Source organism: Janthinobacterium sp. GW822-FHT07H11 (assembly GCF_058798615.1).
Genome location: NZ_CM179507.1, coordinates 5,051,342 through 5,074,490 on the forward strand (window position 1 = coordinate 5,051,342; position 23,149 = coordinate 5,074,490).

Genomic DNA, 23,149 nt, shown 5'->3' on the forward strand with positions numbered 1-23,149 from the left:
GACAACAAAAGCCCCGGCTGCAGCGATGCAGCCGGGGCTTTTTTCTTGCCGGAACAACTAGGCGCTTTCCTGTGGCCGAACTTCGAACATCTCGCCGTTTTGCTGCAGCAAGCCACGCAGCACCAGCTCATCGATGCGCACCCTGATCGTTTCACGCAATTGCGGGCTGGTGGCCTTGAAGCCGAACAAACGCGCCACGTACTGCGCAATTTCAGTCAGCCCCGCCGCATAGTTTTTCTGTAGCGTATCGAGAATAGCCACATCGATTTCCTGCGGCGGCAACATATCGGGCTTGCGCAAGGTATCGGACACCACGCCGCTACGATCACGGATGGAAATAACGGTATCGGGCATGCTCAGGAAACGGCCAGCCATCAGCAGGCCGTCAAAGCGGACCGCAGCCGTGACAGCGCGCTCGACGGCGGCCTGGATGCGCGCCCCTGCCCGCTTTAGTCCCCAAGCAGCGCGCAGGCGCACCACGACCTCGTCGAAGTGCACGGGTCCTTCCACGGTGACGACCTGCCTGACGATTGAGCTCAAGGCGGCGACCGGGAGCTCGTGCAGCTCATCGGCGTACGACGGTTTGACAGGCGTCGCCTCGACATAGGCCGCCGGCCGGTTGGTCGCCCTGCGTTCCAGGCTCATTTCCGCATGCTCTTCCCGCTCCACGGTAACCACGGAAACGCCAGGCGCGTGCTCCCGACGGCCAGACAATTCGGCGCGCGCCGCCAACTCGACCTTGGCAGCATCGATGGCCATGATCAGGCGCTGCAATTCATTGTTCGGGCGTTGAAACCAGTCGAGGCTCCAGATGCGGTGAATGATCCAGCCATGGTCTTCCAGCACTGCCTGGCGCAGGCGGTCGCGGTCACGCGCCGAGCGCGAGCGATGGTAGGACTCGCCATCGCATTCGATGCCCAGCAAATAGCGGCCCGGATGCTCGGCATCGGCAATGCCCAGGTCAATGAAAAATCCTGCGATGCCCACTTGCGGATGTACTTCGTACCCGCAAGCCTTGACAGCATCGGCAACCTGCACTTCGAACGGGCTGTCATATTCGCGGCCCGACACGCGGGAGAGTCCCAGCTTGCCGGTTCGTGCGAAATGCAGGAATAGTTTGAAGGCGGCCACACCACGCCCCTTAGCCCGTTCGAGATCGATATCTTCATCGGTAATCGAGGCAAATACTTCGCAGCGGCGCTTGGCACGGCTGATCAGCACATTCAGGCGCCGCTCGCCGCCCTCGGCGCTCAGGGGGCCGAAACGCATGGCCATGTAGCCCAGCTTGTTGCGGCCATAGCCGACCGAAATGAAGATCACATCGCGTTCATCACCCTGCACGTTTTCCAGATTTTTGATGAAGAACGGTTCGCTCGGGTGCTGCTGGAAAAACGGCTCGCTATCGGGATGCAGGCGGCGCAGCAATTCCAGTTCATCCTGGATGGCGCGCCGCTGCCTGACGGAGAAGGTAGCCACGCCCAACGAGTGGCCGGGCGAGGTGCGGGCATGGTGGAGGATCGCTTCGGCAATGACCCTCGCTTCTTCCGCATTGGTACCGGTATTTCCCGAATCGAAAATGCCGTTGGCGATGTGGTGAAACTGCAGACCCATGCCCGCTTCCTGGGTATAGGGGCTAGGCACGATGAACAGCTTGTTTTCATAAAACTGGCTGTTCGACACGGCGATCAAGGACTGATGCCGGCTGCGGTAGTGCCAGCGCAGCATGCGCTGCGGCAAACCGCGTGCCGTAAACAAGCCCAGGATGCTTTCGATGTCGGATACCTGCGTATCGTCGTCGCCCTCTTCATCGGGCTCGGCACTGGTCATCTTGGAAAAGAATTTTGTTGGCGGCAGCTGGCGTTCATCCCCCACCACGACCACCTGGCGCGAGCGCGCGATGGCTCCCAGCGCATCGACGGGCTGTATCTGGCTGGCCTCATCCATGACCAGCAAGTCAAAACTCAGTTGCCCGGGTGGCAGGAACTGGGCCACCGATAAAGGGCTCATCATGAACACGGGCTTGAGGGCCTGGATGGCGGGCGCCGCCCTTTGCATCAGGCGGCGGATCGGCATATGTCCCTTGCGCTTGGCCATTTCGCCGCGCAGCACGCCCAAAGGGCCGATGGCGCCGCCGCCCTGCGGTATCCGCCGGTGATGGGCGCGCACCACTTCCAGGCTGGAGGCGGCGATGCGCTCAATATCCATCTGCGCGAAACTGACGGCCAGACGTCCATGCAGGTGGCCGTCAAAATGGGCCAGGGCCTGGTCATTGCGTACCTGGTCGGCAAAGAGCGCCTCGAAGTACGCCATCGTGAAGGTGCGCATGGCATCCCTCGGCACCAGCACGCCAGACTCCAGCTGCGTAACGATTTCACCGATGCCCAGTTGCCGCGCCTTGGCGCAACGGTCACGGTACATGACCCACTTCGACAATTGCTCGGAAAACTCGATCCACAAGCCCAGGCGCCCCAGCAAGGCAAAGGCGGGCAAGTCAAGGATGGCCGGCACCTGGAACAGTTTTTCATTATTCGTGCATAACTCGCCATACAGCGCGTCGAGTTCGGACAGGAACTGGATCTGCGTTGCGTCAATTTCCAGTGCGCGCTGCAAGGGAGCCGCCCGCTCGTCATGGCGTGCTGCCGTATGCCGGAATTTTGCATGATCTGCCATCCACAATGCGCAACTGCGCAAGTGATGCCAGTCCGATCGTGTGTCCTGCCATGCCACTCCGAACGCGTCACCCGCAAGGTCACCGGCGGCCTTGATACGGCGTTGCAATGCCTGCATCTCGATCAACATATCAAGAATGGCAACTTTTTCAGCCGTGCCGGGCGGCACGCTCAGCATGACGGACAGACACCCCGACTGACAGCCTTCAAGCCGCGCGACGTGTTCCATTATCCGCTCCAGCGATGCCGCTTCCACGCTGCTCCACTCGCGAAATGCCGGATCAGCGCTCCAGCCGTTGAACCACATCGCGTCCAGCAGCGGCCGCATGTCCTGCAACAGGCTGTCGAGCAGCGCCGCGCGCCTGCTGATTTCCAACCGGTCCGGCAACTTGCTGGCGATAATGCGCGGCTGCGCACCCAGGCCACGCAGGCTGCGCATCCATTCGACCAGCGCCAGCAGCGGTGCCGAACGCGTCTGCTCGCCACGCCAGTCCGTGCCAAAGGCGCCACTGCCAAACGTATCCTGGGACGCTATGCGTTCCAGGAGCTTCCGGGCCTGCGCAAGATGGTCGAGAATTTCCAACTGTTCCGGCAGCGGCGCGTCCGGATTGCGCAACACGCCCTTGACCTGCCTGTTGGCGGCGCGCCATTCCCCATTTACGAAACGCAACAAACTGTCGCCATGGGCAGCAAGTACCTGCCGGGCGCCGGCCAGATCGACCTGCCAGGCATCGCTGCTGACTTTGCTTTCCAACCGGGCCTGCAAGCTTTCCAGCGTCGCCACCGCTTGAGCCAGGTCGGCGGCCTGCTCCACGCCCTGGTCCCACACCGTCGAGACAAATACGTCAGGACTCACATCGGGCGCGGTCGCCACTTTCTGCGCCGTCAGCACCAGGCGATTGATGTCGCTGTAGCTGGCCATCCGCCCCCCGCCATCGATACCAAGCAAGCGGCGCAGCAGAGCCACTTCCCCATCAAGCCTGCCGAACAGCGCTTGCAAGGTGACGGCCCGTTCACATGCCGGCGCATCCGCGTACGGCGGCAAGCCGACCAGCTGCTGCCGTAACTCAAGCACATCCATCGCCCCGGCCTCGGGCTTGATGTTGCCTTCCAACGCAGCGGTCACACGCTGCAACTGCAGGCCATCTTCAACCAGGGCAATCAAGTCCTGCGCCCGACCGTCCCATGCCGGCGACCGCAAGGCCGCGGCGGACAGCTTGGGCGCAGCGGCCACGGCGCGCGCCAGTTCGATCACATAGCCAAAATCGCGCAGTACCGCCGGCGCCAGCGTATCGAGCGACATGGCAAGCTCGGCCTGCTGCCCAGCAAGCTGCCTGCACCGCGCGTGCATGGCCGTGATGCGCGATACCAGGCGCTCCACGTCATTGGGCAAGATCACCTTGAGCGCCACGCCGCGCCAAGGATGGTCTAGCGGCTCGCCGATATCGACGATGCGCTGTGCCAGCTCCTCGACTACCGCCAGTCGTTGTTGCACCTCATCGGGCGACCAGCTTTCTGGCTGCTGCAAACGGATATCGACCGGCTTCACGTTCTCTTGCCGCAACTTGCTCAATTCACCGACCACCTGATATGGCGTCAGCCTGGCCGCAGGATGACGTTCGTGCAAGCGCGCACTGTGCTGGTTGAGTTCATTGCGCGCCGCCAGCAAGCGGCTGTTCAAAGTGCTTGCCGCATCCCCCTTGGGCGAGCCCAGTTCGGACGTACGGCGCAATTCGTCGAGAAACATCTTCTTATTGGATTTATTGCTGTGCAATTCGACACAAGCATCGCCGACGCCGGCCTGATCCAGGCGCCGTTTGACCACGTCAAGCGCGGCCATTTTTTCCGCGACAAACAGGACCGTCTTGCCATCCGCAATCGCCGACGCAATGACGTTGGCAATGGTTTGCGATTTACCCGTGCCTGGCGGGCCTTGAATCACCAGGTTGCGCCCTGCCCGCACATCGTGCACGGCCAGCGTCTGCGAACTGTCGCAATCGACGATATGCAGCAAATCGGCGGGCGCGATATGGTCGTCCAGATTGGCGTCCTCCGATATTGTCGACGCATCGGCTGCGAAACCGTCGGACAACAGGCCTCGCATCAGTGGCTGGCCGGTCAGCCCGCCTTCGACCGGCCAGGTGGCAGGATCGAGGTCGCGGTACATGAGGAATTTGGAAAAGGAAAAAAAGCCAAGCACGATATCATCGGCGTTGACCACCCACCCTTCCTTTGATTTCACCGTATCTTGAACTGCGGCGATGTAGTCCAGCGGGTTGAACTCTTCCCCGGCCTCATAGGCAGGCATGCTCAAATGATGTACGCGCTCGAGAAAAGCCTCCAAAGACAGATTCGGAGAATGCTCCTCCTGGCGCCATTTCAATTTGAATTGCTCGGCGGCGTTTCCCCGTTCCAGGCTGACCGGAATGAGTATCAACGGCGCATAACGCTCGTTTTTCGCATTCAGCGGATCGAGCCATTTCAGCGTGCCGAGCGCCAGGAACAGGATATTGACACCCTGCTCTTCTTCCAGGGTGCGGGCATCGAGATACATGTCGAGCAAACGCTTTTGCAATCCCTTCGATGTCAGCCGTGTTTGCAACTTCGTATCGGCATGGCGAGACAGGACGCCACGCTCATCGACACTGTCATTGTCGGGCTGCGCCAGGTCGTCAATTTCCTCCGCCTCTACGTCACCATCCGTCTTGCCGAGCCCAACCTTGATCGATGCCTTGCCAGGCAAGAAAGTAAAGGGGCGACTTTCAGCAACCATCAATCGAAATATCTCGCTTGTTTTTTCATCGACCACATCAATGGTGCGCGCAGTCGTTGACGAGCGAGGGATATTCAGCAGACGGTTGCGTGCCGTCAGATCCAGCAACTCGGTACGGGCGCGCTCAAGCTTCGCGTCGGCCGACAAGGAGCCTTGCAAAAAAGTCGATTCAAAAGCCGGTATTACCACGTCCGCATCATTCATTCTCGCCTCACCACATCATCATGCATATTGAAACGCTCGGATTTTATCCGCAACTTTACTCCCTAACGACCATCACCGAACTTAATAGACATGGAATCATACTCACTTGACGTTAAATCAATACAAACAACAGCTCACGCCATACGCCACGATGATGTTGCATACACCTACCAACGTTACATGCGGCGTACCAGATATACCGTTTTCTGTTGCCATGTTTCAATACGGTTCCCAGCCCTGATCCCGTTGCGCAATGCCCCCACTCATCCAGTTCCTGTTCGCCACGTTTCTATTCATGCTGATCCATGTTTCCGTGATGGCCCTCTGTGCCCATTGGTTCAACATCACCATCCGCAGCATCAGCTATGGCGTGGGGCCGACCTTGTTTTCAATCGACAAGGCGCAGTTCAAATTGTTCCCGTTTGCCGGCAAGCTGGTGCTCAAAGAGAGGCGGGAGCACAGGGCTGGGATGGTTTTTCGGCCGCCTGCGCACAGATTTTCGCGGGCGCGCTGGCGCCCCTGAGCAAGGCGCAGCTGCTGCTGGCGGATGGGGAGGCATTTGCCCGTACGCACGGTATGGTTCCGCTGTTCGCCCTTGTCAGCCTGAAACTGTGTGCATTCAACCTGCTGCCGTTTGCTGGCTTGGCTGGCGGCCAGGTGCTGCTGGTCCTGGCACGCGGCGGCATCCCCCGTGTCGCATGGGAAGAAACGGTAACGAAATGGCTATTGCTGCCGGGGTTGGCGGTCTTGCTGGCCTGGCTGGTGGCGTTCGTCTGGCATGCCTGGAAGGCGCTGACGGCATAAGGCAGCGCCAGCATCTGGAACGGCAGCCGCAAGAGTGTCGCAGCGGCACACACCTGGCCCAGGCGGGCGTCTGCGATTGCGGCAAGCCCTCGCCGGACTGTCATCATTGTTCCCGCGGCCCATGCGACCGGCGCAATGCTGGCTGCCCCGGACGCAAAAAAGACAGTCGTGGAAAAGCATGGCATCATAGCAATTTAAACCATAGATGAAATATTCATTCATGAAGTGAATAACACCCATTATCACTGTGAATTGGCTGGAAGCGAAGCGGCGGCCTATACTCATGCCGTCTCCCCTACACTGCTTCCCATGCACACCCAGCTCAGCCCGCACACACCGCGGGCTTTTTGTTCCCGGCACCTGCCGTTCTGCCATTTCACACCATTTACCCATCACCGGACCCGCGTTTCCCCGCCAGCCCCGCAACCGGCATGGAGTCCATCATGATCGTGCGCGAGCGTCCTTCGGCGCTACGGCTGTTCCTCGTGGTCCGCGGCTCCATCCTGCCGCGCATCCGCACTACCCTGATCGTCAATACGCTGATCGCCACCCTCGTTACCTGGTGCCACGGCACCCTGTTCGACCACAAGGTCATCCTGACCACCATTCCTTTCACGCTGATCGGCTTGCCGCTGGCCATCTTCCTTGGTTTTCGCAACACGGCCGCCTACGATCGCTACTGGGAAGCGCGCAAGCTGTGGGGCGAACTGGTCCTGCGCAGCCGTAACTTTTCGCGCCAATGCCAGACCCTGATACGCAGCGACACGCCAGCCCATGCCAGGCTGGGCCTGGACGATGTGCGCGTGCGCATGATTTACCGCACCATCGCCTTTTGCCATGCGCTGCGCCACCAGTTGCGCGACACGCGCGGTCCCGCCGACCTGGAGCCGCTGCTGCGTCCCGCCGAGTGGGAAGCGGCGTGCAAGTCGTCGAATCCGTCCGACTTCCTGATGCTGCAGATGGGTCACGACCTGGCCGACTGCGTCAGGCAGGGACGCATCGATGGCATTCTCGCCGCACAGCTCGACAATTCGATCTCCGCCATGGTGGGCGCGGGGGCATCGTGCGAACGCATCCGCAGCACGCCGATTCCGTTCTCGTATTCGCTGCTGCTGCACCGCACGGCCTACCTGTACTGCTTCCTGCTGCCCTTCGGCCTGGTCGATTCGCTGGGTTTCATGACACCGTTCGTCGTCGCCATCGTCGCCTACACCTTCTTTGGCCTCGACGCGCTGGGCGACGAGATCGAGGAACCGTTCGGCGAAGATGCCAACGACTTGCCCTTGAGCGCCATGTGCCGCGCCATCGAGATCAACCTGCGCGAATCGCTGCAGGACGAGCATGTGCCGCCACCGATGCAGCCGCATGACTTCCTGCTGACCTGACATCTTTTCCCTTGACCTTGCCATCGGGGGAAGGATTACAGTAATGCTACCTAATCATTCAAGGAGTGCTTGTCATGTATCAGTTGCAAGTTGAAAACATGAGCTGCGGCCATTGCGTCGGCTCGGTCACGAAAGCGGTGCAAGGCATCGACCCGCAAGCCCAGGTGCGAATCGACCTGGCCAGCAAGAGCGTCACGGTGGAATCATCCAGCGAACTGGGCGCCATCAGCGCCGCCATCGTGGAGGCGGGCTATCCCGTCACCCACGCGCAGTAAGCGACAGGCGCAGCAAACAGCCGGCCATTGGGCCGGCTGTTTGCGTTTACCCGTCCAGTTCAGGATACTGGCGGAAGATGCCTTCCTCATTGAAGGGAATCCTGCGCTTCGATTTCAGGTAGCGGGCAATGTTCGGCCGCGCCGCCACGGCGTCGTGCAAGTCGGACAAGGAGGAGTATTGCGGCCCCAGGCGCGCCATGGCTTGCGGAAACGCATAGCGCAAGCCGGCCAGCATCTGGAACAGCGACAAGTCGCCATACGTGAGCCGTGCTCCCACCAGGTAATGGCCACGGCTACGATTACTCAGCAAGACTTGGGTGAAATAATCGAGGAATTTGGGCAGCCGCGTCTCGCGAAAATCCTGCGCGCGCAAGGCGGCGGCATCTTTTTGCTCGGCATAATACAAGTTCATCGACAGCGGATGGTGGCTATCGTGCACTTCCGTCAGCCAGTCGGCCATGGTCAGCTGCAGCTGGTTCAGCCACAAGCGGCCGCTTTCCGCGCGCGGCGCCAGTCCCAGGCGACGGCCCAGGTACAGCAGGATGTTGCTGGTCTGGCCGATCAGCAGCTCGCCATCGCGCAGCACGGGCGGCGCGTAGGCCGCTTGCGGCGTGGCGGCGCCATCGAGGCAAGCCAGCATGGCGGGCAAGCCCATGCCGCGGCGCTCGGGCAGGCGGGCGATATCGAGATAGTCGGCGCCCGCTTCTTCCAGTGCCAGCCGGATGAATTCGCCACGCCCCTGTATCGTGGGCCAATAGTACAGTTCGTAAGGCATGCCAGCTCCTTGCTTGCTCACGTCAATGGCAGCACGCTTTCGTGTCGCCCGGCTCTTCGCCAGCCAGGCCCAGGCTTTGCAGGATAGGGCAATCGGGCTTGTCGTCGCCGTGGCACGATTGCGCCAGGTGGGCCAGCGTGTCGCGCATTTCCGTCAATTCCGTGATGCGCTTGTTCAGCTCGGCTACATGCGCCAGCGCGATGCCTTTCACGTCGGCGCTGGCGCGCTGGTCGTTTTGCCACAACGACAGCAGCTCGCGTATCTGTTCCAGCGAAAAGCCCAGACCCCGACCGCGCTTGATGAAGTGCAGCGCGTGCAAGTCCTTCGGTGTATAGATGCGATAGCCCGCGTCGCTGCGCGCGCTGGGTTTCAACAAAGTAATACTTTCGTAGTAGCGTATCATTTTCGCCGATACGCCCGTTTCGCTTGCCGCCTGGCCGATATTCATTGTTGTACCTCCTTGGTGTGCGCGCTGCGCGCTTTCCAGCGGCGCAGCAACAGGGCATTGCTGATCACACTCACCGAACTGAAGGCCATCGCCGCGCCCGCCACCATGGGATTGAGCAGGCCGAAGGCGGCCAGCGGGATGCCCACCAGGTTATAGATGAATGCCCAGAACAGATTCTGCCGTATCTTGCTGTAAGTGCGGCGCGAGATATCGATGGCGTCCGCCACCAGGGCCGGATCACCCCGCATCAGGGTGATGCCGGCCGCATGCATGGCGACGTCGGTGCCCGTCGACATGGCGATGCCCACGTCGGCGGCCGCCAGCGCCGGCGCATCATTGATGCCGTCGCCCACCATGGCCACTTTCGCGCCTGCCCTCTTGAGCTCCTCGATTTTAGCGGTTTTATCGCCAGGCAGCATTTTCGCCACCACCGTATCGATGCCCAGCGCCTGGCCGACGGCGTCCGCGCTGCCCTGGTTATCGCCCGTCAGCATCACCGTGCGGATGCCCAGCGTGTGCAGATGCGCAATGGCCGCCTGCGCATTCGGCTTGACCTGGTCGCTGAAGGCAAACAGGCCCAGCAGCTCCGATCCCGACGACAGCCAGGAAATAGTGTTACCCGTCGCTTCCAGCGCCTGCGCCTCGCTGGCGAGCGGCGCCATGTCCACGTGCAATTCCTGCATCAGACGGGTACTGCCCAGCTTCAAGTCCAGGCCATCGACTCGCGCCGCCAGGCCCCGGCCCGGCAAGGCCGATAGCGCCGTGGCGGGCAAGGCAGCGACCTGGCGCGTACCGGCCGCATCCAGCACGGCGGTGGCCAAGCTGTGCTCGCTACCGCGCTGGATGCTGGCCGCCAGTTGCAGCAGGCGGTCATCGGCGATGCCGTGCGCATGCATGGCCGCCAGCGCCGGCTTGCCGACAGTCAGGGTGCCCGTCTTGTCGAAGACCACCGTGGTGACGGCGTGCGCCACTTCCAGCGCTTCCGCATCCTTGATCAGGATGCCGTAGCGGGCCGCCACGCCCGTACCCGCCATGATGGCTGTCGGCGTGGCCAGGCCCAGCGCGCATGGACAGGCGATCACCAGCACGGCGACGGCATTGATGATGGCATTTTCCAGCTCGCCGGTGGCGAACCACCAGCCCAGCATGGTCAGCAGTGCCAGGCCCAGCACCACGGGAACGAAGATTGCGCTGACCTTGTCCACCAGGTGCTGGATGGGTGCCTTGGCCGCCTGCGCGTCCTCCACCAGGCGGATGATGCGCGACAGGGTCGTCTCGCCGCCCACGGCCTGCGTGCGCACCAGCAGCAAGCCATCGGCATTGATGGAGCCGCCCGTGACCTTGTCGCCCGGATGCTTATCTACCGGCAAGCTTTCACCCGTAATCAGCGATTCATTGATCTGGCTGGCACCCTCGACGACCACGCCATCGACGGCGACGCGCTCGCCGGGGCGTATCACCACCAGGTCGCCCACCCTCACCTGCTCGACAGGCAAGTCGGTCTCCACGCCGTCGCGGCGCACGCGCGCCGATTCCGGACGCAGCACTTGCAGCGCGCGGATGGCCGAGGCCGTCTGACGCTTGGCGCGGCTTTCCAGCCATTTGCCCAACAACACAAGGGTGATGACGACGGCCGATGCTTCAAAGTACAAATGCGGCAGCATCTCGCCCGCCGTCAGCCATTGATAGACGGACAAGCCATACGCGGCGCTCGTGCCCAGCGCCACCAGCAGATCCATATTGCCGCTGCCCGCGCGCGCCGCCTTCCAGCCCGCCTTGTAGAAACGCGCGCCAAAGTAAAACTGCACGGGCGTGGCCAGCGCGAATTGCAACCAGCCGGGCAGCATCAAATGGATGCCGGCCCACTCGAGCAGCATGGGCAGCATCAGGGGGAAGGCCAGCACGGCCGCGAACGCCACTTTCATGCCGTCGCGGTTGGGCACGGCGGCAGGCGCGCTGGCCTGGCTGGCGGCGGGAACTTTGGCTTCATAGCCAGCCTTGTCGATGGCGGCGATCAGGACGCCCACATCGGCGTCGCCCGTCACCGTGATGCGCGCGCTTTCCGTGGCCAGGTTGACGCTGGCGGCCAGCACGCCCGGCACCTTCAGCAAGGCTTTTTCCACCCGGCCCACGCACGAGGCGCACGTCATGCCGGCGATATTCAGGTCGATCTCGCGCTGCGCCACCGCATAGCCGGCCTTGTCCACCGCCGCCTGCAAGGTAGCCAGCGGAACGTTCTGGCTGGACGCCACCCTGGCCGTATCGGTGGCCAGGTTGATGCTGGCGCTGGTCACGCCCGGCACGGCCGCCAGCGCCTTTTCAACGCGGGCGGCGCACGAGGCGCAGGTCATGCCTTCGACCGTGAACGATTGCAAATAAGGGGAAGCTGGCTGCATGGCGCGGATCCTGTAGATAAGAGGTGATGTCTACAGGATCGTCCCTACCATGATGGGAAGGTCAAGCGAAAATCAGCGTACTTCGCAGTCGACGTTGTTCGACTTGCCCGGCGTGGTACTGCTGGCGGCCGGGCCGATGCTGGAATTGAACACGGGCGGCGGCGTAAACGGAATCCCCGGATTGCTCGGCAGCGGCACCGGCGGCTGCCTGAAATTCGGCGTGTAACCAAACTGGCCGGCGCTGAAATTGAGCGTGCCGCCTGGATTCGTCACATGAATCAGGCCATCGAGCACTTGCACATACAGCCCCGGTGGCATGGCCGGCGTCGGTACGGTGTGTGCGGCCGCGGTTGGCACGGTCGTCAAGGGCGCCACGTACTCGGCAGTGAAATACGTGCCACGGATGCCGATGGTGGCGGCCGGCGTTTTCAGGGAAAACTTTTCCTTGCTGCGCTTGCCCAGCAAGCCCGACAGCGAACGCAAGCCTCCCTTGACCAGGTTGAACGAGGCCCGGTCACCCTCCGGCTGATCGGCCTGGTAGGCGAACTGCTCGACCACAAAGGTGGTACTTGGCTTCAGGGTGATCTCGCTGTTGTCGATGAATTTCACCAGGGCATAGGTGTTTTTCTCCGTCACCAGCGTATCGCCAGCCTCCACCTCGGACTTGAGCGACAGCACCTTGATCTTGCCGTCGGCCTTTTTCGCCATCATCGGCCCGCTCAGCTGCGTGACCGTGCCGGCCACCTGGGCGAACGCCTGCAAGCTGATGCTCATCAGCACCAGCCACAGCATGGCGCCCGCCAGCATTGACCTAGTTGCAATAGGTCTTCTTGATACCATGTTGAGGATCATCTGTTGCTTCCTTCGTCGATTCTTTGGATGTCTTGCCCGCCAGCAGCGGCGTGATCACGCTGTTGGGCGTAGCGAACTGATTGAGCGGGTTGTATTGATCGCTGAGCGCCCGCACGGTATTGCTGGTGTTGATGATGGTATCTGGCGGCACCACGGGCGTCGTCACCGGCCGAGCCACCAGCACCGAGGCCGGCACGTTGACCCGGCCATTCGGCGCCAGCAGCGACACGGGCGCGCCGCGGCTGTTGATGCGCACGGTCTCGGCGGCGGTCAGGTCGCCGTTTTTCGCCAGCACGGCGATGCCGCCCGTGGCCTGCACATCGAGCTTGGCTGCGCCGGCAAAGGTAACGCCGGTACCGGCCGTGACCGCAATGGCGCGCGCCGCATTGACGCGCGCGCCGTCTCCGAAGGCCACCTCCGTGCTGGCGTCGACGGTGACGTCGTTGCCTTTGACTTCGCCCTGCACATTGATGGGGCTGTGTGCGATCAGGCTAACATTGCCGCTATTGGCATTGATCGCATGGCTCTCGATGCCGCCCGTGCTTTCGATGCGCACATCGCCGGAACCGGTAGACAGGCCGCCCAGCACCAGTACATCAGGCGCGCTGGTATTGGTCAGGGCAATGCCACCGGCGCCACTGTTGCCGGCGCTGAAGTTCTTGACACGGTTGCCGGCGTCGTTCAGCACGGTACCGGTTTGCGATTGCGTGGCCAGGCTGCCGGCAACCACGGCGCCGCTCTGGCTGATGGCGCCCGCGCCAGCGTTCAGGCTGATGCTATTGGCGGTCAACGCCGCGAAACGCAGGTCGCCGGCGGCCTGGGTCACGGCCAGGTTGCCGCCGATATGGATGGCGCCGGCGCTCTGGCTGAAGCTGTTGCTGACCGTAACATTGCCCAGGCCGCCCAGCAAGCCGCCGGTCTGCGCATAGTTGGCCACCGTCAGCGCATTATTGACCAGCAGGCTGCCGCCGGTAAGATTCAGGCCGCCGCGCGAACTCAAGCGATCAAGCACGGTATCGCCGGCCGCCGCCGTGTACACCACATTGCCGGTGCTGGCCGAGAAATCGGCCGCCAGCACATTGGTGCCGCTTGGCGCCACGCCGCCTTCCCAGTTGGCGGCGTCGCTCCACAAGCCACCGGCCGCGCCGATCCAGGTCGACAGGGCGCGCTGGGCAATGCTGGCCTGGGCCACGCCGCCGGTCGAGGTCAAAGCGTAGTTGCCGGCATCCGCGCCCGACAGGCCAAAGCCGCTGACATTGACCGTCTTGCCGCTGCCATAGTTGCGGTCGGAAAACGTGCCACTGCCGCCCGCCAGGCTGACGGCATCCTGGCCGATCACGCCCGCCACAGTACCGCTGACATTGGCTACTTGCGTGCCGTCGTACACCTTGTCGCTGGCGCTGACGCTGGCCAGAGTCAATGCCGCGCGGGCAATAGTGGCCGTGGTCGCGCCAGTCGCGCTGGCCAGGCGGTAGTTAGCAGCATCGTTACCGGACAGGCTGGCATTCTGTACCGTTATCGTCTTGCCGCTGCCGGCATTCTTGTCGGCAAACGCCGCGCTGGCCGATGCGCTCAGCACATCGCCGGCGATGCGGTCGTCGCTGATCGCCACCTGCGCGCCGGTCACGCCGTCATACACCTTGTCGACACCCGTATAGCCCAGGTTCAGCGTACGCTGCGAGATGCTGGCCATTGCCGTGCCACCGGTCGTGCCCAAGGTGTAATTGCTTGCGTCAAGGCCGGACAGGCTGGCGTTTTGCACGGTAACCACTTTGTTGCTGCCGGCATTCTTGTCGGCGAAGGCACCGATGGCCGTGGCCGTCAGCACGTCGTTGGCAATACGGTTGTCGGTGATGGCGAGCGTGGCAGTTGTGTTGCCGTCATAGGTCTTGCCGGCGGCGGTAAAGCCCAGCGCCAGTTCGCGCTGGCTAATGGCGGCGCTGGTGGCGCCGGTGGTCGAAGTGAGTACATAGTTGGCGGCATCCGCACCGGACAGGCTGGCGTTTTGCACCGTCACGACTTTGTTGCTGCCGGCATTCTTGTCGGCGAAGGCACCGATGGCCGTGGCCGTCAGCACGTCGTTGGCGATACGGTTGTCGGTGATGGCGAGCGTCGCGCTGGTGTTGCCGTCATAGGTCTTGCCGGCGGCCGTAAAGCCCAGCGCCAGTTCGCGTTGCGTGATGGCGGCGCTGGTGGCGCCGGTGGTCGAGGTGAGCACATAGTTGGCGGCATCGGCACCGGACAGGCTGGCGTTTTGCACGGTCACGACTTTGTTGCCGCCGGCATTCTTGTCGGCGAAGGCGCCGATGGCCGTGGCCGTCAGCACGTCGTTGGCGATACGGTTGTCGGTGATGGCGAGCGTGGCGGCGGTGTTGCCGTCATAGGTCTTGCCTGCGGCCGCAAAGCCCAGCGCCAGTTCGCGCTGGGTGATGGCGGCGCGGGTGGTGCCGGTGGTCGAGGTGAGCACATAGTTGGCGGCATCGGTACCGGACAGGCTGGCGTTTTGCACGGTCACGACTTTGTTGCTGCCGGCATTCTTGTCGGCGAAGGCGCCGCTGGCCGTGGCCGTCAGCACGTCGTTGGCGATACGGTTGTCGGTGATGGCGAGCGTGGCGCTGGTGTTGCCGTCATAGGTCTTGCCTGCGGCCGCAAAGCCCAGCGCCAGTTCGCGCTGGGTGATGGTGGCGCTGGTGGCGCCGGTGGTCGAGGTGAGCACATAGTTGGCGGCATCGGTACCGGACAGGCTGGCGTTTTGCACGGTAACCACTTTGTTGCCGCCGGCATTCTTGTCGGCGAAGGCGCCGATGGCCGTGGCCGTCAGCACGTCGTTGGCAATACGGTTGTCGGTGATGGCGAGCGTGGCGCTGGTGTTGCCGTCGTAGGTCTTGCCTGCGGCCGCAAAGCCCAGCGCCAGTTCGCGTTGCGTGATGGCGGCGCTGGTGGTGCCGGTGGTCGAGGTGAGCACATAGTTGGCGGCATCGGTACCGGACAGGCTGGCGTTCTGTACCGTCACCACTTTGTTGCTGCCGGCATTCTTGTCGGCGAAGGCACCGATGGCCGTGGCCGTCAGCACGTCGCCGTCAATACGGTTGTCGGTGATGGCGAGCGTGGCGGCGGTGTTGCCGTCATAGGTCTTGCCTGCGGCCGCAAAGCCCAGCGCCAGTTCGCGCTGGGTGATGGCGGCGCTGGTGGCGCCGCTGGTCGAGGTGAGCACATAGTTGGCCGCGTCGGTACCGGACAGGCTGGCATTTTGCACCGTCACGACTTTGTTGCTGCCCGCATTCTTGTCGGCGAAGGCACCGATGGCCGTGGCCGTCAGCACGTCGTTGGCAATACGGTTGTCGGTGATGGCGAGCGTGGCGCTGGTGTTGCCGTCATAGGTCTTGCCTGCGGCCGCAAAGCCCAGCGCCAGTTCGCGCTGGGTGATGGCGGCGCTGGTGGCGCCGGTGGTCGAGGTGAGTACATAGTTGGCGGCATCCGCACCGGACAGGCTGGCGTTTTGCACGGTAACCACTTTGTTGCTGCCGGCATTCTTGTCGGCGAAGGCACCGATGGCCGTGGCCGTCAGCACGTCGTTGGCAATACGGTTGTCTGTGATGGCAAGCGTGGCGGCGGTATTGCCGTCATAGGTCTTGCCGGCGGCCGTAAAGCCCAGCGCCAGTTCGCGCTGGGTGATAGCGGCGCGGGTGGCGCCGGTGGTCGAGGTGAGCACATAGTTGGCGGCATCGGTACCGGACAGGCTGGCGTTCTGTACCGTCACGACTTTGTTGCTGCCGGCATTCTTGTCGGCGAAGGCGCCGCTGGCCGTGGCCGTCAGCACGTCGTTGGCGATACGGTTGTCGGTGATGGCGAGCGTGGCGCTGGTGTTGCCGTCATAGGTCTTGCCAGCCGCAGTAAAGCCCAGCGCCAGTTCGCGCTGGGTGATGGCGGCGCTGGTGGCGCCGGTGGTCGAGGTGAGTACATAGTTGGCCGCGTCGGTACCCGACAGGCTGGCGTTTTGCACCGTCACGACTTTGTTGCTGCCGGCATTCTTGTCGGCGAAGGCGCCGATGGCCGTTGCCGTCAGCACGTCGTTGGCAATACGGTTGTCGGTGATGGCGAGCGTGGCAGTGGTGTTGCCGTCATAGGTCTTGCCAGCCGCAGTAAAGCCCAGCGCCAGTTCGCGCTGGGTGATGGCGGCGCTGGTGGCGCCGGTGGTCGAGGTGAGCACATAGTTGGCGGCATCGGTGCCGGACAGGCTGGCGTTCTGTACCGTCACGACTTTGTTGCTGCCCGCATTCTTGTCGGCGAAGGCGCCGCTGGCCGTGGCCGTCAGTACATCGTTGGCGATACGGTTGTCGGTAATGGCGAGCGTGGCGCTGGTGTTGCCGTCATAGGTCTTGCCTGCGGCCGCAAAGCCCAGCGCCAGTTCGCGCTGGCTAATGGCGGCGCTGGTGGCGCCGCTGGTCGAGGTGAGCACATAGTTGGCCGCGTCGGTACCGGACAGGCTGGCATTTTGCACCGTCACCACTTTGTTGCTGCCGGCATTCTTGTCGGCGAAGGCACCGCTGGCCGTGGCCGTCAGCACGTCGTTGGCGATACGGTTGTCGGTAATCGTCAATGACGCGGCGGTGTTGCCGTCATAGGTCTTGCCAGCCGCCGCAAAGCCCAGCGCCAGTTCGCGTTGCGTGATGGCGGCGCTGGTGGTGCCGGTGGTCGAGGTGAGCACATAGTTGGCCGCGTCGGTACCGGACAGGCTGGCGTTTTGCACCGTCACGACTTTGTTGCTACCGGCATTCTTGTCGGCAAAGGCGCCGATGGCCGTGGCCGTCAGCACGTCGTTGGCGATACGATTATCGCTAATCGTCAATGACGCCGCGGTATTGCCGTCATAGGTCTTGCCAGCGGCCGCAAAGCCCAGCGCCAGTTCGCGCTGGGTAATGGCGGCGCTGGTGGCGCCGGTGGTCGAGGCCAGCACATAGTTGGCGGCATCGGTACCGGACAGGCTGGCGTTTTGCACCGTCACCACTTTGTTGCTGCCGGCATTCTTGTCGGCGAAGGCACCGATGGCCGTGGCCGTCAGCACGTCGTTGGCGATACGGTTGTCGCTAATCGTCAATGACGCGGCGGTGTTGCCGTCATAGGTCTTGCCTGCGGCCGTAAAACCCAGCGCCAGTTCGCGCTGGGTGATGGCGGCGCTGGTGGCGCCGGTGGTCGAGGTGAGTACATAGTTGGCCGCGTCGGTACCGGACAGGCTGGCGTTTTGCACCGTCACGACTTTGTTGCTGCCGGCATTCTTGTCGGCAAAGGCACCGATGGCCGTGGCCGTCAGCACGTCGTTGGCGATACGGTTGTCGCTAATCGTCAATGACGCGGCGGTGTTGCCGTCGTAGGTCTTGCCGGCGGCGGTAAAGCCCAATGCCAGTTCGCGCTGGGTGATGGCGGCGCTGGTGGCGCCGGTGGTCGAAGTGAGTACATAGTTGGCGGCATCGGTGCCGGACAGGCTGGCGTTCTGTACCGTCACGACTTTGTTGCTGCCGGCATTCTTGTCGGCGAAGGCGCCGATGGCCGTGGCCGTCAGCACGTCGTTGGCGATACGGTTGTCGGTAATCGTCAATGACGCGGCGGTGTTGCCGTCATAGGTCTTGCCTGCGGCCGCAAAGCCCAGCGCCAGTTCGCGCTGGGTGATGGCCGCGCTGGTGGCGCCGGTGGTCGAGGTGAGCACATAGTTGGCGGCATCGGTACCGGACAGGCTGGCGTTTTGCACCGTCACGACTTTGTTGCCGCCGGCATTCTTGTCGGCGAAGGCACCGATGGCCGTGGCCGTCAGCACGTCGTTGGCAATACGGTTGTCGGTGATGGCGAGCGTGGCGTTGGTGTTGCCGTCATAGGTCTTGCCTGCGGCCGCAAAGCCCAGCGCCAGTTCGCGCTGGGTGATGGTGGCGCTGGTGGCGCCGGTGGTCGAGGTGAGCACATAGTTGGCGGCATCGGTGCCGGACAGGCTGGCGTTTTGCACCGTCACCACTTTGTTGCTGCCCGCATTCTTGTCGGCGAAGGCACCGCTGGCCGTGGCCGTCAGCACGTCGTTGGCGATACGGTTGTCGGTGATGGCGAGCGTCGCGCTGGTGTTGCCGTCATAGGTCTTGCCTGCGGCCGCAAAGCCCAGCGCCAGTTCGCGCTGGGTGATGGCGGCGCTGGCGGCGCCGGTGGTCGAAGTGAGCACATAGTTGGCGGCATCGGTGCCGGACAGGCTGGCGTTTTGCACGGTAACCACTTTGTTGCTGCCGGCATTCTTGTCGGCGAAGGCACCGATGGCCGTGGCCGTCAGTACATCACCTGTCACGCGATTGTCGGTGACCGTCACGACCGCTGCCGTGCCACCATCGTAGACTTTATTGGCGCCGGCAAAGGCCAGGTTCAAGGTACGTTGCTTGATCTCGGCCGTGCCGGTGGCGGTGGCAGCCAGGCTGTAGTTGCCCATCGCGCTGCCAGACAAGGTCAGTTCGCTGAGATTGACGGCCTTGGCAGTGCCGGCGTTCTTGTCGACGAACTGCGCGCTGCCGGTCACGCCCACGGTATCGCCGCTGACCATGTTGCCCAGGCTGAAGGTCGCGTTGGCAAAGCCGAGCTGGCCGTCATACACCTTGCTGCCGCCGAGGATCACGCTCAGGGCGCGCGGCGTGATGGCCACGGTGGAGGTACCGGCATAGCGGATATCGTATTGGGTCGACCACAGGCCGCCCAGCGCATAGCTGCCGACATTGCGCGCGTCGCCGTAACTGGCCGTACCGCTGGCTGCCAGGTCGCCATTGAGCAGACCAATATAGCTGAGCTGGCCGACGCTGGCCACCTGGCCGTCATAGACCCGGCTGGCCGCGCCGCTGGCGCTTACCGTCAAGGTTGTCAGGAAAGCCTTCAACAGCGGCGTGGTATGGCCATCGTAGATGCGCCAGATGGCATTCTCGCCGAAATTGAAGCCGCCGAAGCTGCTTTGCTGCTTCATTTCGGCCGTACTGCGCCCGGCAGATCCGCCCTGGTCGAGAATGGTGCCGGCGGTATTGCTGTCAAAGAAAGCCGGCCCCACGACCGCGCCCGTATCTGCGCGTCCGACCACTGCTCCCACCGTGCCCGACGCAAAACCGCTGCCCGATACGTTGCCTGAGAAATACAGGCGGCTGGCGCGGCTGCCCGCCACGCTCCAGCCAATCACACCACCCAGATTTTGCTGGCTCGCCGCGCTATTGGCGGACAAGCCGATGGTGCCGGTCGCATAGGCGTCTTCGATAGTGCCGCCATTGCGTCCGACCAGGCCGCCGACACTGGCGCCGCCGCCCACGACACCGGTAGCATACGCTTGCGAAATGGTGCCGTCGTTATTGCCCACCAGGCCGCCGACCTGTTCGCCGGAAGCCGTGACGGCGCCGCTGGCGCGCGCCACGGTGATCGTGCCGCCGTTGTTGTTGCCCACCAGGCCGCCAACATTGCTGACACCGCTGACAGCCATGCTGCTGCTCACGTTGCTGATCGTGCCGCCGCCGTTGTTGCCCACCACCGCACCGACATTGTTACCGCCGATAACGCTGCCGCCTACCATCGCCAGGTTGCGAATGGTACTGCCCGCCTCCATCCGCGCAAACAGGCCGCTGCCATAATGCGGCGGATTGGCGCCGCCGTTGATCGACAATCCGCTGATGCTGTGATTGCCGCCATCAAAGACGCCGGCATAGGCAGCGTCGTCGCGCTGGAACATGGGCGCGAAACCGGTGCGACCGTCGCCCCGGTTCCAGTTGGCCGTGCCGCTGGCGTCGATATTGGCCACCAGGCTGTAATTTATGCTGTTGCTCAGCGTACCAATACCTTGCAGCCCGTATACGTCGGCGATACGGAACGGCGTCGCCGCCTGGCCATTGCCACCCTTGACGCGCAAGAAAGTACCGTTGTTGATGCTAAAGCTATAAGCGGAAAAGGCGGGCAAACTCGCATTGTTTTGCACCCAGTTACCGCCATCGAGCACGAAAGCGCCGCCGACGTTGACGATGCCATTGGCGTTGACGAACCAGTCCGACCCGGAGGTACCGGCCCCTATCGTCAGGTCCTTCCCGACAGCTAGCGCGCCGTTCAGGTTGATATTGCCACCGGTGCGCAGTTCCAGCAGGTTCAGGTTACTCAATTGGCGCAGGTCCAGCGCGCCCTGCAGGTTCAGCGTACTCGTATACTCGCTGCCGCCGATGGCGATGGTCGGCGCGCTGATGGTTTTCAGTTCGCTGTCGGTCAAGCCCAGGCTGTCGGCGCTGTCCTCCCCGGCGCTGCCGATCTCGATGCTGCCGCCGTTGCCGCGGCGCTTCAGGCTGACCGTGCCGGTCCCGGCGCCGGCGGCGATCGACTGCGCCGCGCCGCCCAGGCTCATGTTATCGGCCACCAGATTGACCGCGGCCTCGGCAGACAGGCCGCCGCCGCTGGCGACAATGATGTTGCCGGCCTTCACATTGAGCACGCTGCCCGCCTGGAGCATGGCCAGCTTGTTCGAGGCGATCAGGGTACCGCCGGTTTCCAGGTTCAGGGTCGCGACGCTGCTGGTCCTGTCGAGGCTGACCGGGGCGCTGATGGTGATATCGCCGGAACTGGCATCGCCGATATTGATGGTGCCGACGGCAACACGGGTGAGCTCGTCGTATGTGAGGCCCAGCGCAGTATCCGATTTTCCGCCAAGATCGATCTGGCGGCCATAGGTGAACGGCTTGAAGGTAAGCGCTGCCTGGCTGCCGGCGCCGCCGAAATTGATGTTGCCGGAAAGACTGATACTGTCCGCTTCCAGCAGCACCGTCTGTCCGGATGCGCCGCTGCCAAGCAGTTGATCGGTGAAGCCGTCCAGTTCGATGGTGCCGCCCGCCAGGTTGCTTCTCAAGCTCAGGTTGCCATTGCCGACATCGACCCTGCCGCTGCCGGAGCTAGCGCTGATAATGCTGGCGCCCGTGAGCGCCACGGCGCCACCGTTGGTCATGATCGGCGCGTTCAGGTAGACATTGGCGTCGCGCCCATTGGCCTGGCTGCTGATGGCGTCGTTGGCCGACAGCGTTACGTCCCCGTGCTGGGTGGTGATCGGCGCGTTGACATAAATGCTCTCGCCGGCGGTGGCCGACAGTCCAACGTCGTTGTAGGCCATGTTGATGGCGCTGCTGAACGTGATGCGGTGCGTTGCCTGCAAGATGACATTGCTGGTGGCGTCGGAAATCGTGCCTGCGCCGATGGTGGTGTCGAACGGTTCGTCGGAAAATTCGTCGAATTCTTGCAATTGGCCCTGGTAGCCGTCGACCACATCGATATCGTAAGGGTCAAGCAGCCAGTTGCCGCGCTTGCCGCGCCGCGCACTGGTGTCGACACGGATGCCATCGACGGCCAGGTAACGGCCCGACGTTTCCACCAGCCCGCCGTTGCCCGAGGCCGCGCCGCCGCGCGCCGAAATGCTGCCGAACACGCGCGCCGTCTCGTTGCCCCAGACGATGACCTTGCCGCCGTCGCCGCTATCGAGCGCGTCGGCGGCAATGCTGGCATCCTTGCCGACCGCCACCTGGCGCGCATTGACAATCGCCGCGTTCTTGCCCTGGTAGTCGCCGCCCAGCAGCACCGTGCCGCCGCCCGTGGCGCCGCTGGCGTCCACTTTGGCGTTGCCTTGCATGCCGACCTGGTCGCCCAGCACCGTAATCTCGCCGCCCTTGCCCACCGCACTGGTGGCGCTGGTGACGCTGCCGTTTTCCAGCAGCGCCTTGCCGGTGGCTTTCAACACGATCTTGCCATTCTCGCCGACCACCGCACTGTTGGCGTTGAGCACGCCACGCTGGTTCAGCAGCGCGCCGACCATGCCGATGCGCCCGCCCTGCGCCACGATCCGGCCCACATTGATGGCCTGGTCGGCGGGGGCCGACAGCACCACGCGCAAGTCCGGGTTGGCGGCGTCGGCCAGTTGCACGCTGTGGCCGGCGGCCAGCAGCACGTCGCCGTTCGGCGCGGTGATGACGCCGCTGTTTTCCACGTTCGGCGCGATCAGCAGAATCTGCCCGCCGCTGCCGGCATGGATGGATCCCTGGTTGATGACGGCGCCGGCCTGCTCGCCGGCCTTGAAATTCATCTTGCCGGCCAGGAAATCCTGGTTCGACAGCGCCAGGCTGGACGCCACCAGGCCCGCCACGTCGACCCGCGCATCACGGCCGAACAGCACGCCGTTCGGATTGATCAGGAAGACCTTGCCGTTCGATTGCAGGGAGCCGAGGATCTTGCTGGGGTCTTGCCCCGTAATGCGGTTGAGCACGCTACTACCGGCGTTTTGCTGGAGAAAGCGCGTGATTTCACCCGGATTGACGGAAAAGCTCTGCCAGTTGATGATGGTATTGGGCGTATTGGTGATCGTAAACAGATTGCCCTGCTGGTTGAACGTGGCCTGACCATGCACCACTTGCGGCAAGACCGGATTGGCGTAGGCGGCGTTGAAACAGGCGGCAATCAAGAGCGCCAGCGCGGTGCGGCGCAGCGGCGGCTCGACAGGGCCGCCAGCAGGCACGGTGCGCAATGGTTTTTGTTTGGTCATGGTGTTT

At 63.1% G+C, this 23,149-nt stretch carries 9 protein-coding genes; 3 read left to right on the forward strand and 6 right to left on the reverse strand.

The window, feature by feature from the left end; translation table 11 throughout:
- Window positions 1-57 precede the first annotated feature (57 nt).
- Window positions 58-5,646 carry a DUF3320 domain-containing protein gene (locus AC3RCJ_RS22290; protein ID WP_492959162.1) on the reverse strand — a complete coding sequence of 1,863 codons (5,589 nt, stop codon included), beginning with the start codon at window positions 5,644-5,646 and terminating at the stop codon, window positions 58-60.
- Between the two features lie 90 nt (window positions 5,647-5,736).
- Here AC3RCJ_RS22290 and AC3RCJ_RS22295 point away from each other — a divergent pair, with 90 nt between their 5' ends.
- The 3 genes from AC3RCJ_RS22295 (at window position 5,737) to AC3RCJ_RS22305 (ending at window position 8,110) form a co-directional block, all read left to right on the forward strand.
- Complete coding sequence (locus AC3RCJ_RS22295; RefSeq protein WP_492959164.1) at window positions 5,737-6,450, forward strand: hypothetical protein; 714 nt, start codon at window positions 5,737-5,739, stop codon at window positions 6,448-6,450.
- 443 nt (window positions 6,451-6,893) lie between these two features.
- Window positions 6,894-7,835 carry a bestrophin family protein gene (locus AC3RCJ_RS22300; RefSeq protein ID WP_492959186.1) on the forward strand — a complete coding sequence of 314 codons (942 nt, stop codon included), beginning with the start codon at window positions 6,894-6,896 and terminating at the stop codon, window positions 7,833-7,835.
- A 74-nt stretch (window positions 7,836-7,909) separates the two neighbouring features.
- Window positions 7,910-8,110 carry a heavy-metal-associated domain-containing protein gene (locus tag AC3RCJ_RS22305; RefSeq protein ID WP_492959166.1) on the forward strand — a complete coding sequence of 67 codons (201 nt, stop codon included), beginning with the start codon at window positions 7,910-7,912 and terminating at the stop codon, window positions 8,108-8,110.
- A gap of 46 nt (window positions 8,111-8,156) precedes the next feature.
- Here the strand turns inward: AC3RCJ_RS22305 and AC3RCJ_RS22310 are convergent, their stop codons facing one another.
- The 5 genes from AC3RCJ_RS22310 to AC3RCJ_RS22330 form a co-directional block, all read right to left on the reverse strand.
- Window positions 8,157-8,885 (reverse strand): glutathione S-transferase, encoded by a 729-nt coding sequence (locus tag AC3RCJ_RS22310; RefSeq protein WP_492959168.1) that lies wholly within the window; start codon window positions 8,883-8,885, stop codon window positions 8,157-8,159.
- A gap of 22 nt (window positions 8,886-8,907) precedes the next feature.
- Window positions 8,908-9,333 (reverse strand): Cu(I)-responsive transcriptional regulator, encoded by a 426-nt coding sequence (cueR, locus tag AC3RCJ_RS22315; protein WP_492959170.1) that lies wholly within the window; start codon window positions 9,331-9,333, stop codon window positions 8,908-8,910.
- Window positions 9,330-11,729 carry a heavy metal translocating P-type ATPase gene (locus AC3RCJ_RS22320; RefSeq protein ID WP_492959172.1) on the reverse strand — a complete coding sequence of 800 codons (2,400 nt, stop codon included), beginning with the start codon at window positions 11,727-11,729 and terminating at the stop codon, window positions 9,330-9,332. Before AC3RCJ_RS22320 ends, cueR begins: the two co-directional genes overlap by 4 nt.
- Before the next feature lie 72 nt (window positions 11,730-11,801).
- Entirely contained in the window at window positions 11,802-12,536 is a 735-nt protein-coding gene (locus tag AC3RCJ_RS22325) for a FecR family protein (RefSeq protein ID WP_492959174.1), read from the reverse strand.
- Window positions 12,537-12,540: 4 nt separating this feature from the next.
- Window positions 12,541-23,142 carry a YDG domain-containing protein gene (locus AC3RCJ_RS22330; protein ID WP_492965183.1) on the reverse strand — a complete coding sequence of 3,534 codons (10,602 nt, stop codon included), beginning with the start codon at window positions 23,140-23,142 and terminating at the stop codon, window positions 12,541-12,543.
- Between the last annotated feature and the right edge of the window lie 7 nt (window positions 23,143-23,149).

Coding starts and splice junctions, on each gene's coding strand:
- AC3RCJ_RS22290 (WP_492959162.1), bottom strand. CDS start 5,646: ATGAATGATGCGGACGTGGTAATACCGGCTTTTGAATCGACTTTTTTG.
- AC3RCJ_RS22300 (WP_492959186.1), top strand. CDS start 6,894: ATGATCGTGCGCGAGCGTCCTTCGGCGCTACGGCTGTTCCTCGTGGTC.
- cueR (WP_492959170.1), bottom strand. CDS start 9,333: ATGAATATCGGCCAGGCGGCAAGCGAAACGGGCGTATCGGCGAAAATG.
- AC3RCJ_RS22305 (WP_492959166.1), top strand. CDS start 7,910: ATGTATCAGTTGCAAGTTGAAAACATGAGCTGCGGCCATTGCGTCGGC.
- AC3RCJ_RS22295 (WP_492959164.1), top strand. CDS start 5,737: ATGGAATCATACTCACTTGACGTTAAATCAATACAAACAACAGCTCAC.
- AC3RCJ_RS22310 (WP_492959168.1), bottom strand. CDS start 8,885: ATGCCTTACGAACTGTACTATTGGCCCACGATACAGGGGCGTGGCGAA.
- AC3RCJ_RS22330 (WP_492965183.1), bottom strand. CDS start 23,142: ATGACCAAACAAAAACCATTGCGCACCGTGCCTGCTGGCGGCCCTGTC.
- AC3RCJ_RS22325 (WP_492959174.1), bottom strand. CDS start 12,536: ATGCTGGCGGGCGCCATGCTGTGGCTGGTGCTGATGAGCATCAGCTTG.
- AC3RCJ_RS22320 (WP_492959172.1), bottom strand. CDS start 11,729: ATGCAGCCAGCTTCCCCTTATTTGCAATCGTTCACGGTCGAAGGCATG.